This window comes from Lysinibacillus sp. BNK-21 (assembly GCF_048684915.1).
Classification (GTDB): Bacteria; Bacillota; Bacilli; order Bacillales_A; family Planococcaceae; genus Lysinibacillus; species Lysinibacillus capsici.
Genome location: NZ_JBLQTS010000001.1, coordinates 3,800,784 through 3,816,825, shown reverse-complemented (window position 1 = coordinate 3,816,825; position 16,042 = coordinate 3,800,784). Strand labels below are relative to the sequence as shown.

The following is a 16,042-nucleotide window of genomic DNA, read 5'->3' as shown; positions in this document are numbered from 1 at the left end:
CCTGAAAGATTTCTTTCGGGTGTTTCTTTGTGTGGTAAATACTAAATGAAAGAGGATTAACAATGAAGAAACAAGTATTGCAGCCTACTTATTTTGAAAAATTCTCTTGTATAGGTCCAGCGTGTGAGGATACTTGCTGTGCGGGATGGAAGTTAAGTGTTGATAAACGCACTTTCCAAATGTATCGAAAAGTAACAAGTGGATCGATTGCTAAAGATTTACGCACGAACGTAACAAGAGAGCGCGCAAACCCATCAGATAGTAACTACGCTAAAATAAAAGTAGACGAACATATGAACTGTTCATTTTTAAATGAAGATAAATTATGTAACATTTTTATTGAGCTCGGAGAAAATTTTTTGTGTGATACATGTACATTTTTTCCAAGACAAATTTCAGCTATCGAGCAGCGTGTAGAAAGAGATTTGAGTGTAGCATGCCCTGAAGCTGCGAGATTAATATTGTTAAATCCAGATGGCATTGACTTTGTGATGATGGAAGATGAATTTGCTAAACATACACTATTTGCATACCCGGATGTGACGAGTCGTTTTTGGGATATGCGTATATTTGTTATTCAAATACTTCAAAATCGCCAAGCTTCCATTGAATCTCGTTTACTAGTATTAGGAATATTCATGAGAAAAATGCAAACTACTGAAGAGAGTGACTGGGAACAGCGGTTACCTCTTTATATAAGCGAATGTAACGATATTTTAAATCGTGCAGCGTCTTTTGGTATACACAAATATTTACCAAGCGATGAAGAAATGATTAATATTATATACCGCCTTCTAGAATTCCAAAAAGAATATGAGCTATTTAATCGCCGTTTCGATGAATGTATCGCACAGTTAGAAGAAGGTTTACAATTAAATGGTGGGGATACAGTAGAGCAGTCAGTTGCTTTGTACAAACAGTCCGTACAAAACTATTACAAACCTTTCTTTGAAGAAAAAGACTATATTTTAGAAAATTATTTAGTGAATTATGTGTTTAAAAATAGCTTACCACAAAGTCAAATGAGCTTTGTGAAGGAATATGAGCAATTGTTTATGTGGTTTTTATTTATTAAAGGTACGTTAATAGGTTTGGGAAGTTATCATCAAGGCTTATCGGAGGAAATCGTATTAAAATTCATCCAATCTTTTACGAAGACATTAGAAAATAATAAGGATTTTAGAAAACTAATGAAAAGTATATTGGAGAGAGAAAATGACTAGCATTCGATCACCATATAAATGAATGTCTATGTTTGACGAAGTAGTGAAGTTTGAAATAAATTAATAAAATAATTTATTAAATATATTAAACATTTTAAAAGCATGTCGATATAGAAATTGTGGGAAATAAAAAGTTGAAAAACGCTTTGTTTCCAAACAACCACAAGGACGTGGAAATAAAAAACATTCAAGGAGGAATTCCAAATGAGAATTCAAAATAACATTGCAGCGTTTAACGCACACCGTAACTTAGCAAACAATACTACAAATACGAGTAAACACCTTGAGAAATTATCTTCAGGTTTCCGTATTAACCGTGCTGGAGACGATGCAGCAGGTTTAGCGATTTCAGAAAAAATGCGTGGACAAATCCGTGGTCTACAAATGGCTTCTAAAAACGCACAAGATGGTATTTCATTAATCAAAACTGCTGAGGGTGCGTTAGAAGAAACACACGCAATTTTACAACGTATGCGTGAGTTAGCTGTTCAAGCATCTACTCAAACGAATGAGCGCGGTGATGATGCTACTAAATCAGCATCAGCAGCAGCAAAAACAGCATCAGCAGCATCAAAAACAGCATCAGCAGCAAGTAAGGGAGCGTCAGCAGCTACTAAATCACAATCTGCTTCGAAAAAAGCAGCATCAGCAGCATCAAAAACAGCATCAGCAACAGTTAAAAAAGCATCAGCTGACGCAATGAAAGCAGCGGGAAGCCTTGCATCAGCAGCAGCTTTAGAAGCATCAGCAGCAACACTTAACGGTTCAGCAGCGACAATTAATGGTTCAGCAGCTGTACTTCAACAGTCAGCAGCAGAACTTAAAGGCTCAGCTGATAACATCAATGCATCAGCAACTGCACTTAAAGCATCAGCAACACTTATTTCAGGTAAAGGTGCTGGGAATAAAGATACTGTAGCAAATAAAGACGTAGGTAAAATTCAAGAAGAATTATCAGCATTACGTAATGAAGTAGATCGTATCGCTGAACAAACTGAGTTCAATAACATGAAGTTATTAGATGGTACGTACCAAGGTAAGAAATTCCACATCGGTGCAAACACAGGTCAAAACATTGAAGTAAATATTGCTGAAATGGGTCTTAAAGGTCTTAATTTAACAGATGATCAAGGTAAAAATTTAATGGAAATTACTTCTCGTGCAGATGCGGATGCAGCAATCAAGAAAATCGATGACGCTGTGACAAAAGTATCTGTTGAGCGTTCTCGCTTAGGGGCAGTACAAAACCGTTTAGAACATACAGTGAAAAACTTAGGTACATCAGCTGAAAACTTACAAGATGCTGAATCTCGTATCCGTGATGCTGATATGGCGAAAGAGATGATGGGCTTCACGAAGAACAACATCTTAATGCAAGCAGCACAATCTATGCTTGCACAAGCAAACCAACAACCTCAAGGTGTTCTTCAATTATTACAATAAGAAATTTAGAAAAAGCCTTCTTTTTGAAGGCTTTTTCTTTATATTTATAAGAAATAACCGATATACATAGGGTAGTAAGGTGAATTTAACTCATTAATACATAAAAAATTAGGAACGTGAAGGAGAAGAGAAAAGGTGGCACATTTAGAATCAATCATTATTCCTGCACACCATACAATATGGAATGGCTATAATAAAAGAGAGTTAAGAATCGAATTTGCGCTACCTGAAAAAGGGACGAACGAGGAAACCGGATTCTTTATTTTTGCTCCTGGTTTTGGTGGACATATTGACTCTAATGTTTATAAAAAAATGCGGAGTCAATTTTCAGATTTATATAATGTAGTGACAATACAATGTGATTATTTTGGGAATCGTTTTATGCAAGGCGTTGACAGATTTACATTTAACGATGAAACTGCTTTTTTAGCTAAAATATTTTTAGATCATGAAATCGCACAAATCCAAAATGATTCATCAAATTTAATACCATTATTGCAAAATAAAGATGCAGAATTTCCTGTCTATGCAAAATTAGACGAAACTTTAGATGAATTTGCGGATATGAGTTATATGCAGGCAATCGACATTATAACCGCTATTGAAGCTGTTAAAGTTGTTTTAACTAAAAATGGTTTTCAATATAATGAACAGCGAATCATCGGATTTGGACAATCGCAAGGGGCCTATTTACTGCATCTTAGCAACCGCTTAGTGCCGCATTTGTTTTCTCATATTGTTGATCTAGCAGCGTGGGTCTCCCCAGTGTATTTAAAGTATGAGAGATGTCTATATACACAAAAATTATGTGTTTACTTCAATTACTTAGCAAAGGATATTATTCAAGATCAAGAGGCATTAACGTTACACCAACTTTATAAAAATTTTGAAAATGGTGCATTTATTTATTCAGCTATAGGCACAACAGATAATTTAGTGAATCCGGCGGATAAGAAAAAAAGTTTAAGCGAGTTACAACACGTTCAATTTGAAATTGTTGACAATACAAAAGTAGATAATGTAATTTTTAAATCGACAAATCACGGTATGGATGCTGATTTCCTTGAACTTGTAAAGTATGTATTAAAAAAGAAACCCCAACATCATAATATAAATGAACGCCAACTATGCTATACAGTTACGAGTGCTAATACGAAAATCCATGTAGATTATCGTTATGGGTTACCACTCTTTCAGTTAGAAGATGGACATGTGAATATAGATGTAGCACTAGATGAGTTGGCAAAACAAACGAAGCGAAATACAAAGGCTTTGGAAGACTATACATTGAAATCGAAAAATATTATTGCTGAAATGAAACAACAACAACCAACAATAGAATATATCGATACAAAAATTGGTTCTCCAACGATTGCATTAGGTGGTTATTTATTACATAGTAAATATGACCCTATAAAAGAGGCAGAAAAAATAGCTGAAAAGGAAATCGAAGAAGATTATTTACATGTATTATTCGGCTATGGCTATGGCTATGTTGCACAAGCGTTAAAAGCGAAATTAAAGGATGCCCCATTACTCGTTTACGAGCCTGCCATGAGTGGCATTGAAAAAACAATGACTGTTGAAGGTGTGACAGTCATTTCTAATAAAAAACTGTTCCAAGAGCAGGTTAGAGCTTATCACAATGAATATGATACAAATATGAAATTAATTTGTTCTCCTAACTATGATAAATTGTTTCCGATGGAGCAGCGCAATATAAATTTAATTGTGAAAGAAAGCTACTTAGCAGATCGAATGAGAAGAAATACGATTAGTTTCTTTAGTGATATTTGGCAACAAAATGTTCGCCGTAATCTCCAATACTTGAATGGTGCAGAAAGCTTGAATCGTTTATATAAACGCTATACACAGCCTGTTATTGTCGCTTCAGGTGGACCATCATTAACAAAGCAGCTTCCTTTACTAAAGAAAATTGCAGATCAAGTTGTCATTATCGCAGCAGGTTCTACGACTAAATCCTTACTTGCAGCAGGCATTGAACCAGATTATGTCTTGACAATTGACGGTGCACAAATTAACTATGATTTGCATTTTAAAAACCTAGAAATAGGAAAATCAAAATTAATTACGGCGCTTAGTAGCCATTACAAAATAACTGAGAAGTATCAAAATAATTTGTATTTTTATGGTATGGGGATAGAAGATACAATTTTAGATTATTGCGAGGAAAAGTTAGGGATTAAAATACCGATTATGCTCAATGGGGGGAGCTGTGCACATACAGCGCTCCATGTTGCTACGTTTATCTCAAGTGGTCCTGTCGCATTAATTGGACAAGATTTAGCATTTACAAATAATCAAACACATGCAGCAGACAATGCTGGGTATGTAGAAATTGATGAAAATTGGCTAATTAGAAATCATGCTTATGAAGTAGAAGGGTATAATGGAGATAAAGTTTATACAGATTTAACGTTTAATTCAATGCGCCAGCAATTCGAGGAAATTTATGAAGTGTTAAAAAACAACCATGTCATTTATAACTGTACAGAGGGTGGCAGTAAAATTGAAGGAATGCCGCAAAAAACATTCCAAGATTTTTGTCAGGAGTATGCGGACCTTTTACAAACGAAAGAATTGCAAGATGCCAGCTATGAGAAACAAACAGTCACTTTAACGCAATTAAAAAAATTCTTTGAAGATGAAATGGATGTATATCGTCAATTGGAACACCAACTTCAAAAAGCACTGACGATACTAAGGGAAAAGAAATCTAACATTCAATTTACAAAACCTGTTCTCAAAAAGCTAGATAAAATTGACGAGAAATTAATTGAATTGTATGATCAAGTACTTCTAGATAGTGTCATATACCTTATTATTTTAGAAACGCGTAAAGATTATAAAAAAGGAAAAAATGAAACACTAGAACAGACGTATGAGCGTGTTTATAATCAAAGTAAAGCATTATATGAAAAATTATTAGTGGTATTCCAGAAAGCTAGACGTTATACACAAGAAGTATTATTAGAAATTGAAGAGAGAGGTACACGTTCATGACAGACTTACAAGAAGTGATTGCAAGTTATAATGAGTATATTTACAATATCCCCCATGGTGCACAGTATATTGCAGAACAATTAGCAGATGGCAAGCATGATGATGCACTACTCGCTGTACAAGATTTTTCAGAAGGTATGATTTGGTTGATGGAATTAAAACCATTGCTAAAGGAGCATAATATCGAGCTGAATTTTCCTATAGAGCAAATTCAAATGTTTTTAACGGAAATTAATGAAGGATTAAGTAAGAAAGATTGGGTATTAGTTGCGGATTTATTCGTATATGAAATCAAACCGTTCTTTGAAGAGCAAGTACAAATAATACAATAATAAACAGGGGATTTTCTATGTCAAAAATATTAATCACCGGCGCCGACGGTTTTATCGGCTCACATTTAACAGAGCAGCTCGTACGTGAAGGTCACGACGTACGAGCATTTGTTTACTACAATTCATTTAATTCTTGGGGATGGCTCGACCAGGTATCGCAAGATATTAAATCACAACTTGATGTATTCTCAGGCGATATTCGCGATCCTTACGGTGTAAAAGAAGCGATGAAAGGCTGTACACATGTGCTAAATTTAGCGGCACTTATTGCAATACCTTATTCATATCACTCACCAGCGACGTATGTTGATACTAATGTAACTGGGACGTTGAATATCGTGCAAGCGGCAAAGGAATTAAATGTAGAAAAGGTTGTCCACACATCTACGAGTGAAGTATATGGTACAGCTATGTACGTGCCAATTGACGAGAATCATCCACTACAAGGACAATCGCCGTATTCAGCATCGAAAATTGGGGCAGATCAAATGGCGTTATCATTTTATCGCTCATTTGACACACCTGTTTCTATTATTCGTCCCTTCAATACGTATGGCCCACGTCAATCAGCACGCGCGGTAATACCGACAATTATTAGCCAGCTCGCGAGTGGTCAAACGACAATTAAGCTTGGTGCAGTGAGTCCGACTCGTGATTTTAACTATGTGAAAGATACTGTGCAAGGCTTTATTTCTGTTATGCAATCTGAAAAGTCGATTGGGCAAGTTATTAATATCGGTTCGAACTATGAAGTATCGATTGGTGAGACAGCTGAAATGATTGCTGACATTATGGATGTAGATTTGACGATTGAGACAGATGAACAACGCCTACGTCCTGAAAAGAGCGAGGTTGAGCGTCTTTGGGCCGATAATCAAAAAGCGCGAGAGCTATTAAATTGGACACCACAATACGGCGGGAAAAAAGGCTTCCGACAAGGATTAGAAGAAACGATTGAATGGTTTACGAATCCTAAAAATTTAGCACAATATAAGGCGGATGTGTATAACATATGACGAAACAATGGATAGAATTTGCTCATAACATTAAACAGTTATACGGGAAAGAATTTGTTCCATTACACGAACCAACATTCAATGAAAAAGAAGTCGAATACGTAACAGACTGTATAGAAACTGGCTGGGTGTCGTCTGTCGGGGCATATGTCACACGCTTTGAGGAAGACTTGGCGAAATTTGTCGGTGTGAAGCGTGCGGTAGCTGTCGTGAACGGTACGGCGTCACTGCATATCGCCCTAAAGGCAGTTGGAGTTGAGGCTCAAGATGAAGTACTCATGCCTTCTTTAACATTTATTGCGACAGCGAATGCAGTGAGCTACTTGCAGGCGGTGCCGCACTTTGTGGATGTGAATGAAGAGACACTTGGTGTAGACCCTGTGAAACTTGAGCAGTACTTAGTACAAATTGGTGAAATGCGCGGTGGTGTGCTTTTTAATAAACAGACGAACCGTCGTATAATAGCACTTGTGCCAATGCACACGTTCGGTCACCCTTGTATGATGGACGAGCTCGTCGCTATTTGTGAAAAGTATCATATTGTTCTCGTAGAAGATGCGGCAGAATCACTTGGTAGCTATTATAAAGGGAAGCATACAGGGACATTTGGTAAAGTAAGTGCGATGAGCTTTAATGGCAATAAAATTATGACGACAGGTGGCGGCGGTGCAATTTTGACAGATGACGAGGAGCTCGCTAATTATATGAAGCACCTCACAACAACTGCCAAAGTGCCACACAAGTGGGAATTTGTCCACGATGAAATCGGCTATAACTATCGTATGCCAAATATTAATGCTGCGCTGGGTTGTGCACAGTTAGAAAAGCTCCGAATATTTATTGAGCAAAAGCGTTCGCTCACAAACTTTTATGATAAGCTTGTCGCAACTATAGATGGCGTGCGCTTAATGAAAGAACCGGTTCATACGTCAAGCAATTACTGGTTACAGACGATATTGCTTGATGAAACGTATAAGCGAGATGAAGTTTTACAGCTATTAAATGATGAAGGTATCATGAGTCGACCTATTTGGACACCGATGCATGAGTTAGGGATGTATAAAGGTTGTCCGAGGATGGATTTGATGGTGACGGAGAAATTAAAGAGAAAGGTTATCAATATACCTAGCACAGCAATTGAGGTGAAATTATGAATAAATTTGATGAAAGATACGAAATTCGTTTAGCGAAGTATTCAGATATAGAGATGATTATGGCGTTTTTAAATGAACATTGGCGTGAAGGCCATATTATGGCTATTAATCGAGAATTATTTGAGTATGAATATGTTAACGGAGAAATTGTGAATTTCGTGATAGCAATTGATAAAGTAAGTGGGTTGTTAGAAGGGATTTTTGGATTTTTAAATTGCTCTCATCCAAATAATATTGATAAAAGGGATATTTGGGGAAGTATGTGGAAAGTTGTTGACACGCGAGAAAACATGCCTTTTTTAGGAATAGAACTAGCTAAGCGAGTAGTCGAATTAACAAAATGTAGAACCCAAATTGGAAATGGAGCGAATCCACGAACAACCATTCCTTTAAGAAAAATGTTTTTTAAAGAAACGGTAGGAAAAATGCAACACTTTTATTTTTTAAATGATACTATAGATAATTTTAAGATAGCAAAAATTGAAAGAATAAATCATTCTGAAAATAAAGCAAAGAAGCGAACAAATTTAATTAGATTAAATTCTATAGAAGAGGTTACAAAAAACTTTAATCTAGACAATATAGATTCCATTCCTTATAAAGACTCCTGGTATTTAGAAAAACGTTATTTCAAACACCCAATTTATCAATATGAAGTTTACGGAATCAAAGATAAAAATAAAATAGGGGCTTTATTAGTTTGGAGAGAAGTAATACAAAATGATACTAAAATAATTCGTATTATGGACTTTTTAGGAAACGAAAGCTTATTTGAAGGTTTATATGACGATTTTAAAAAGTTATTTGTAGAAAGAAATATTGAGTATATAGATTTTTATGCTTATGGCTTTAATAATGATTATATATTAAATGCCGGGTTTATATTACGTATAGAAGATGATAGAAATGTGATACCAAATTACTTTGAGCCTTTTTTACAGGCAAATGTAGACATTTGGGTGCATCATAAATTGCCTAATACTAAGTTTTTTAAAGCTGATGGAGATCAAGATCGCCCTAATTCTATGGTGAAAAAAATGTAATATCACTAAAAAATACGCGATATGAACGGTTTGTATAACACTATAACCCAAATGGAGTTATATAGATAGAATAATATACTATCCAATACCAATATATCATCTTATATAAAATGTAAAGGGGATAGAATAATGAAACCCATAGTAATAGGCATGGTAGGTGCAGGGAGAGCAACAGAATTACATATGCAAGCTCTTGAAAGAGTTAGTAAAATCCCATTGAAATTTAAAACAATCGTTGCAAGACGGGAAGAGCAACTAATTCCGGCTAAGAATCTATATGGTTTTGAATATGCTTCTTATAATTTTGAAGATTTAATTAACGATGATGAAATTGATGTAATTGATATATGTACACCTCCATATGTACATGAAGATATGGTAATACGAGCAATGGAAGCAGGGAAGCATGTAATTTGTGAAAAGCCTCTCTCGGGATTTTTTGGACGTGAAAATGATGTATTACCAATTGGTAATAACGTTTCAAAAGCCGAAATGTACAACCAACTTTTGCAATCATTAGATAAACTACAAGCGGTTGTTGAAAAGTCGGGAAGGAAATTTATGTATGCAGAAAATTTTGTCTATGCTCCTGCTGTGGTTAAAGCTGCAGAAGTTATTAAGGCAAAAAAAAGCCGAATATTGTATATGAAAGGCGAAGAAAGTTTAAAAGGATCTAGTTCACCAGTGGCTGGGGAATGGTCAAAAACAGGAGGAGGCACTTTTATTCGGACAGGCTCACATCCTTTATCTGCAGTTTTATGGCTAAAACAACAAGAAGCCAAAGCAAGAGGAATTGAGATTCATATAGAAAGTGTTCTTGGGGATATGGGAAGAATTACACCTACTTTGACTGAGTACGAGCATCGCCATATTATGGCAAGACCTCAAGATGTAGAAGATATGGGTACAGTGATTATTACATTTTCGGATGGTTCCAAGGCAGTAGTTATTGCGACAGATGTTTGTTTAGGGGGTAGTAAAAATTATGTTGAACTCTACTGTAATGATGCTACTATTAATTGTACGATTACCCTGAACGATTTAATGGAGACATACTTCTTGGATGAAGATGGGTTAAATGATATATATTTATCTGAAATGCTTCCAAGTAAACAAGGTTGGAATAAGCCATTTATCGCAGATGAAATAATCAGGGGCTACACTGATGAGATGCAAGATTTCATGGAATGTATCTACTATGACCGAGAGCCGAAGTCAGGCTTTAAATTAGCATATGATACAATTAAAGTCACGTATGCTGCATATATGTCGGCCGAAATAGGTCGTAAAGTAAACTTATAATCGGAGAAAAAATATTATGACGTTAGCAGATTTATTTTATAAGACAGCCCAGTTAAATGGAGATAAAATTGCTATTTGGTGTGAGGGTGAAAGTATTACTTATAAGGAATTAGCAAAATTAACGAGTCAATATGCTAATTTTTTGTTAGAAAACGAAGTAGTATATGGTGAACATATAGGTATACCTATGTATAATAACATAATATCTGTCGCTTTAATGTTGGCGGCTGCGAATAATGGTATTACTTTAGTGCCAATTAATCCAACTTTACCAGAGGCAGCAATAATTCAGGCCTTTGAAGCATCAGATGTAAAACACATTATTGCTAATGCTAGATTTTTTGAAAAAAATAAAAATTTATACTTACAAGGTCGATCTTTTTGTCTGGATGCATATATGGAAGGGAAAACATCATTATTAAATGTAGACCAACAATCTTCTTTGAGACCATATAATGAAAAAGTGAATGGAAAAGAAACCTTTATTATTACACTTACTTCTGGTTCAACAGGGACTCCGAAACCTATTTTATTGACACAAGAAAATAAAAACAAACGTATTGTAGCACATTATGATTTATATAAAGTGACAAAAAAAGATAGAGTATTAGCTGCAACACCTTTATACCATTCTTTAGCTGAGAGGCTAGTTTTAATGCCTTTGTTAATAGGGGGTACGTGTATTCTAATGGCTCGTTTTACTCCAACTAGATGGTTAAAGATTGTCAAGGAACAACAAGTAACGTTTACAATTGCTGTGTCAGCACAGCTAACACAAATTAATCACCACTTGATGGAAGTGCCACAAGACGATATGAATTCTTTAAGGTGCCTTGTTTCCTCATCGGCACTATTGGAGGGAAATGTACGAAAAGAATTAATAGAGAGATTGCAGTGTGATTTTTATGAAATGTATGGAACATCGGAAACTTCTACTATGACAAGTATTAATTTTAAAGAAAGTTTAAGTAAGCAAAATTCTGTTGGAAAACCCTTGAAGGACGCAACTATTAAAATAATAAACGATGATTTTAAAGAAACTAAAACATATGAAATTGGTGAAATCGCCTGTCGTACATTATTAATGTGTGAAGGATATTATAAGAAAATGGACCTATTTGAAGAGAGCGTTGCCGGTGGTTATTTTAAAACGGGCGATTTGGGATATGTAGATGAAGATGGTTATCTGTATTTTGCAGGTCGAAAAAAGGAATTAATTATAACAGGAGGAATTAACGTCTATCCAACAGATGTTGATAAAGTAATAAGTAGTTTACCTGAAATTGAGGAATGTGCATCTTTCTCATATCCTGATGAGAAATTAGGAGAAGTTGTAGCAGTAGCTATTGTATTAAAGAAGGATAACGAACTATCTGCACGTGATATTCAGCGCTATTGTTCAAAAAAGTTAGCTGACTATCAACAACCGCAAAAAATTTTTTTTGTTAAAGATTTACCGAAAAATGCAATGGGAAAATTATTACGAACACAAATTATTAACCATATAACGGAGTGAAGTTTAGATGGATATTAGAGAATATGTATTAACCTCTCTACAAGAAAAACATGAAATTGAAAAACATGAGAATTTAGATGAATTAAATTATGTGGAAGAAGGTTATGTTGATTCTTTTGGTCTTGTGCAGTTTGTATTTGATTTAGAAGAACAGTTTAATATTACTTTTTCTGATGAAGAAATGATGTCTAAGGACTTTCAATTTGTAGGGAAACTTATTCAGTTGATAGAAGATAAATTAAGTAATTTATAAAGTTATTTTCCAATATAGAGGGTGTATGAAATGGAAGATTTAGTTATTATGTATCACTACGTTATGGAGCCGGAAGAGTGGAAGGGGAGTGTCCCAATCTCACCAAGTGATTTTAGAAAACAAGTGGAGTGGGCTAAAGAGCATTATGAAATTATTAAGCCAGAGGACATACATAAGCAAACGCAAAAACCAAAATGTATTATTTCATTTGATGATGCAACAAAAGATCAGTATACCAATGCATTTCGAATTTTAAAAGAATTAAATGTTCCTGGTTATTTTACAATTATGTCAGGTCCACTTATAGAAAGAAAAGTACCAATTTTTCATTTAGTGCATACGGTACTCTCACATTTCAAAGAAGAGCAAATTTGGGAAGAAGTTTTTCAACAAGTCAATGTAACTGAAATTAAAAATAAGAGTGATATTTATTCATATGAGATGAATGAATATAGACGTTATGTCAAATATTTATTTAATTTTTATTGGTCAGAAGAGCAAAGTCGTCCTTATTTAGAGAGGAAAGTAACTTCTATTTATCACACACTTGAAAACTTTATAGAAGAATTTTATTTATCAGAGAGAGAAATTCTTGAGATGGATGCGAGTGGTATGTCTATAGGTGTTCATAGTGTGAATCACTTACCATATGAAAGGAATCCACAGGGTTTTTATGATAAAGAAATACGTGGTTGTAAAAACTACTTAGAAAAATTATTGAATAAAGATGTGAAACTGTATACACCGTCTTTTGGTGGTGGTGAGCAGTCAATTCAAATGCAAGTGGAATTGTTGCCGATTTTAATTGAGAATGGTTTTATTTTAGGATTCACTACAGAAAAGGGTTTTACAGATATGAGAAATGGATTTTGGCATAAGCGAATTGATTGCAATCAATTAATTCTAAATGGAGTTGTTTGATATGAAAATATGCGTTATGACAGGTACAAGAGCAGAGTATGGTTTATTATATCCATTGATTAAGAAGATAAAAGAAGATGATGCATTCCAGTTGCAGTTAGTCGTAACTGGGATGCATTTATCTCCTGAATTTGGCAATACATACGAACAAATTGAACGTGATGGCTTTGTGATTGATGAGAAAGTGGAGATGCTGCTGTCAGGGGATAGTGCGAATAGCGTTGTAAAGTCAATAGGGCTTGCGACAATTGGCTTTGCGGATGCCTTCACTCGATTACGACCAGATTTACTCATCATATTAGGAGATCGCTTTGAAATGTTAGCCGCTGCACAGGCAGCTCTCATTATGCAAATCCCAATTGCACATCTGCATGGGGGAGAGTGTACGTACGGCGCATATGATGATGCGATACGGCATTCAATTACGAAAATGGCGACATGGCACTTTACAAGCACAGCATCTCATCGCAAGCGTGTTATCCAACTTGGTGAGAATCCAGAGCGTGTGTTTAATGTTGGAGCGATTGGCATAGAAAATGTTATGACTATTGACTTATTAACAAAAGCTTCGTTATATGAGCAGCTTTCTGTAGATGAAAATAAACCATTGTTTTTAATTACATATCATCCAGAAACGAACGGGGAAACGGGTGGAATCTTTAAGCTTTTAGCAGCATTAGAAAATTATCCAGAAGTTAACTTATTATTTACAAAATCAAATGCAGATAATGGTGGCAGAGCGATCAATGAAGTGATTCAGCAATTCGTTAATGACCACCCAAATGCGCAATTATATGATTCATTAGGGCAATTGCGCTATTTAAGCGCTGTAAAACATGCACAAGTTGTCATTGGTAATTCTTCAAGCGCATTAATCGAGGTTCCATACTTGGAAACACCGACAGTTAATTGTGGGACAAGACAAAAGGGACGAGAGCGACCAAATTCCGTGTTCGATGTGGCTTTAAGAACGAAAGATATCGTGGATGCGATTGAACAAGCCCTATCATTTAATGAGCCGTATGAACAAATATTTGGAGATGGTCAGGTTTCTAAAAAAATTATAAATATTTTAAAAGAGTTACCGTCATTTACAGTAGTAAAGGAGTTTTATGATCTATGACTAAAACATACATCATCGCAGAAGCCGGTGTAAATCATAATGGTTCGCTAGAGTTAGCAAAGGAGCTCGTCCTTGTCGCAAAAGATGCAGGCGCGGATGCTGTAAAGTTTCAGACATTCAAGGCTGAAACAATAGTGACGAAAGAAGCACAACAAGCAGACTATCAAGTTGAAAATCTAGGTGAAGCTACATCACAATATGCGATGCTCAAAAAACTTGAGCTAACATTTGACGAATTTGTAGAACTTCATGCATTTTGTGGTGAGCAAAACATCGCTTTTTTATCGACACCTTTTGATTTTGAAAGTGTCGATTTTTTATTAGACCAATTAGCGATGCAAACTGTGAAAATTCCATCTGGTGAGCTAACGAATTCGCCCTTCATCCATTACATTGCGACAAAGCAACGTCCAATTATTTTATCTACGGGTATGGCGACGGTGGATGAGATACATGAAGCACTAGCGTTTATTGCGTATGGTCTAGCTTATCCACAGCAGAGTGTTGATACTACTGAAGTTAAAGCGTTTTATAAAACATTGATAGCGAAAGAACTGCTACAAAAATATGTAACAGTGCTACACTGCACAACACAATACCCAGCACCTGTACATTCTATTAACTTAAAGGCTATGGATGCAATACGTACAACATTCCAAGTGCCTATTGGTTTTTCTGATCATTCGGAAGGCATTATTATACCCATCGGAGCTGTAGTTATGGGTGCAACAGTTATTGAAAAACATTTTACTTTAGATAAGAAAATGGAAGGACCTGACCATGTCGCATCATTAAATCCACAAGAATTGAAAACGATGGTACAGGGAATACGTGAAATTGAAGAGGCACTCGGCGATGGTGTAAAAGAGCCGACAGCAGTTGAGCTGCAAAATCGCCAGTCAGCCCGTAAAAGCTTAGTCGCGAAAAAGGCGATACAAGTAGGAGAAGTATTCTCAGAAATGAACTTAACCGTTAAACGTCCCGGTAATGGGATCGCGCCATCAAAGTACTGGGGATATATTGGTAAAACTGCTACTAAAAATTATGCAGAGGATGCGATGATTGATGAATAAACCGCTTATTATTATTGGCAACGGTGGACATGCATCGGTTTTAACAGAAACATTACTAGCGCAAGATGAGAAAATTATTGGCTTTACCGCACTGAATGAAGAAGATAATTTTTTTAACCTTCGTTATTTAGGGCAAGACGATATTGTGCTGCAATATAATCCAAAAGAGATTGATTTAGTGTTAGGAATTGGTATGGTGGGACCTAACAGTTTACGCACTAAAATTTATCAACATTTTACACAGTTAGGTTACAGTTTTAAATCTGTCATCCACCAGACTGCCATTATCGCCCCTTCTGTTACTTTAGGCGAAGGTGTACAAATGATGGCAGGTACAATTGCTCAAACAAACGTCAAAATTGCCGATAATACTATTATTAATACAGGTGCTCAAATTGATCATGATTGCATGATTAGAGAGCACATACATATCGCACCAGGGGCTGTATTATCTGGTGCAGTGACTATAGGTGAAGGGACGCATATCGGTACAGGCGTTACTGTTATTCAAAATATAACGATTGGAAAAGGCTGTTTAATAGGAGCTGGAGCAGTCGTTTTGAAAAACATAGAAGATAATAAGACGGCGTATGGTGTGCCAGCGAAGGAAGTGTAAATA

The 16,042-nt window shown here is 35.6% G+C and carries 14 protein-coding genes; all 14 read left to right on the top strand.

Annotation, left to right across the window (positions count from 1 at the left end; translation table 11 throughout):
* Nucleotides 1-62 precede the first annotated feature (62 nt).
* Nucleotides 63-1,223 (top strand): flagellin lysine-N-methylase, encoded by a 1,161-nt coding sequence (gene fliB, locus ACMGGO_RS19355; protein ID WP_257961506.1) that lies wholly within the window; start codon nt 63-65, stop codon nt 1,221-1,223.
* A gap of 204 nt (nt 1,224-1,427) precedes the next feature.
* Complete coding sequence (locus ACMGGO_RS19350; RefSeq protein WP_279493955.1) at nt 1,428-2,666, top strand: flagellin; 1,239 nt, start codon at nt 1,428-1,430, stop codon at nt 2,664-2,666.
* 135 nt (nt 2,667-2,801) lie between these two features.
* Entirely contained in the window at nt 2,802-5,690 is a 2,889-nt protein-coding gene (locus tag ACMGGO_RS19345; RefSeq protein ID WP_420282139.1) for a 6-hydroxymethylpterin diphosphokinase MptE-like protein, read from the top strand.
* The gene (locus ACMGGO_RS19340) at nt 5,687-6,022 is read left to right on the top strand and encodes a hypothetical protein (protein WP_257961508.1); all 336 of its coding nucleotides are present in this window, start codon (nt 5,687-5,689) and stop codon (nt 6,020-6,022) included. The genes ACMGGO_RS19345 and ACMGGO_RS19340 overlap by 4 nt, the downstream gene beginning before the upstream one ends.
* A gap of 17 nt (nt 6,023-6,039) precedes the next feature.
* Nucleotides 6,040-7,038, top strand: a complete 999-nt coding sequence (locus ACMGGO_RS19335; RefSeq protein ID WP_216486552.1) for an NAD-dependent 4,6-dehydratase LegB — start codon at nt 6,040-6,042, stop codon at nt 7,036-7,038.
* Nucleotides 7,035-8,192 (top strand): LegC family aminotransferase, encoded by a 1,158-nt coding sequence (locus ACMGGO_RS19330; RefSeq protein WP_279493959.1) that lies wholly within the window; start codon nt 7,035-7,037, stop codon nt 8,190-8,192. The genes ACMGGO_RS19335 and ACMGGO_RS19330 overlap by 4 nt, the downstream gene beginning before the upstream one ends.
* Entirely contained in the window at nt 8,189-9,235 is a 1,047-nt protein-coding gene (locus ACMGGO_RS19325; RefSeq protein WP_279493960.1) for a hypothetical protein, read from the top strand. The genes ACMGGO_RS19330 and ACMGGO_RS19325 overlap by 4 nt, the downstream gene beginning before the upstream one ends.
* Before the next feature lie 129 nt (nt 9,236-9,364).
* A complete protein-coding gene (locus tag ACMGGO_RS19320) occupies nt 9,365-10,537 on the top strand; it encodes a Gfo/Idh/MocA family protein (protein ID WP_279493961.1) in 1,173 nt (390 codons plus the stop codon).
* A gap of 16 nt (nt 10,538-10,553) precedes the next feature.
* The gene (locus ACMGGO_RS19315; protein ID WP_279493962.1) at nt 10,554-12,053 is read left to right on the top strand and encodes a class I adenylate-forming enzyme family protein; all 1,500 of its coding nucleotides are present in this window, start codon (nt 10,554-10,556) and stop codon (nt 12,051-12,053) included.
* 7 nt (nt 12,054-12,060) lie between these two features.
* Nucleotides 12,061-12,306, top strand: a complete 246-nt coding sequence (locus tag ACMGGO_RS19310; RefSeq protein ID WP_279493964.1) for an acyl carrier protein — start codon at nt 12,061-12,063, stop codon at nt 12,304-12,306.
* 30 nt (nt 12,307-12,336) lie between these two features.
* On the top strand, nt 12,337-13,227 hold the full coding sequence (locus ACMGGO_RS19305; RefSeq protein WP_279493966.1) for a polysaccharide deacetylase family protein: 891 nt from the start codon (nt 12,337-12,339) through the stop codon (nt 13,225-13,227).
* 1 nt (nt 13,228) lies between these two features.
* Nucleotides 13,229-14,350 (top strand): UDP-N-acetylglucosamine 2-epimerase, encoded by a 1,122-nt coding sequence (gene neuC, locus ACMGGO_RS19300; RefSeq protein ID WP_279493967.1) that lies wholly within the window; start codon nt 13,229-13,231, stop codon nt 14,348-14,350.
* On the top strand, nt 14,347-15,423 hold the full coding sequence (gene neuB / locus ACMGGO_RS19295; RefSeq protein ID WP_279493968.1) for an N-acetylneuraminate synthase: 1,077 nt from the start codon (nt 14,347-14,349) through the stop codon (nt 15,421-15,423). Before neuC ends, neuB begins: the two co-directional genes overlap by 4 nt.
* A complete protein-coding gene (locus ACMGGO_RS19290) occupies nt 15,416-16,039 on the top strand; it encodes an acetyltransferase (RefSeq protein WP_279493969.1) in 624 nt (207 codons plus the stop codon). The genes neuB and ACMGGO_RS19290 overlap by 8 nt, the downstream gene beginning before the upstream one ends.
* Nucleotides 16,040-16,042 lie beyond the last annotated feature (3 nt).

What these genes read in the sequence shown, in the direction of transcription:
- ACMGGO_RS19325 (WP_279493960.1), top strand. Translation starts at nt 8,189, where the DNA reads ATGAATAAATTTGATGAAAGATACGAAATTCGTTTAGCGAAGTATTCA.
- ACMGGO_RS19305 (WP_279493966.1), top strand. Translation starts at nt 12,337, where the DNA reads ATGGAAGATTTAGTTATTATGTATCACTACGTTATGGAGCCGGAAGAG.
- ACMGGO_RS19335 (WP_216486552.1), top strand. Translation starts at nt 6,040, where the DNA reads ATGTCAAAAATATTAATCACCGGCGCCGACGGTTTTATCGGCTCACAT.
- ACMGGO_RS19290 (WP_279493969.1), top strand. Translation starts at nt 15,416, where the DNA reads ATGAATAAACCGCTTATTATTATTGGCAACGGTGGACATGCATCGGTT.
- ACMGGO_RS19350 (WP_279493955.1), top strand. Translation starts at nt 1,428, where the DNA reads ATGAGAATTCAAAATAACATTGCAGCGTTTAACGCACACCGTAACTTA.
- ACMGGO_RS19330 (WP_279493959.1), top strand. Translation starts at nt 7,035, where the DNA reads ATGACGAAACAATGGATAGAATTTGCTCATAACATTAAACAGTTATAC.
- ACMGGO_RS19310 (WP_279493964.1), top strand. Translation starts at nt 12,061, where the DNA reads ATGGATATTAGAGAATATGTATTAACCTCTCTACAAGAAAAACATGAA.
- neuB (WP_279493968.1), top strand. Translation starts at nt 14,347, where the DNA reads ATGACTAAAACATACATCATCGCAGAAGCCGGTGTAAATCATAATGGT.
- ACMGGO_RS19340 (WP_257961508.1), top strand. Translation starts at nt 5,687, where the DNA reads ATGACAGACTTACAAGAAGTGATTGCAAGTTATAATGAGTATATTTAC.
- fliB (WP_257961506.1), top strand. Translation starts at nt 63, where the DNA reads ATGAAGAAACAAGTATTGCAGCCTACTTATTTTGAAAAATTCTCTTGT.
- neuC (WP_279493967.1), top strand. Translation starts at nt 13,229, where the DNA reads ATGAAAATATGCGTTATGACAGGTACAAGAGCAGAGTATGGTTTATTA.
- ACMGGO_RS19320 (WP_279493961.1), top strand. Translation starts at nt 9,365, where the DNA reads ATGAAACCCATAGTAATAGGCATGGTAGGTGCAGGGAGAGCAACAGAA.
- ACMGGO_RS19315 (WP_279493962.1), top strand. Translation starts at nt 10,554, where the DNA reads ATGACGTTAGCAGATTTATTTTATAAGACAGCCCAGTTAAATGGAGAT.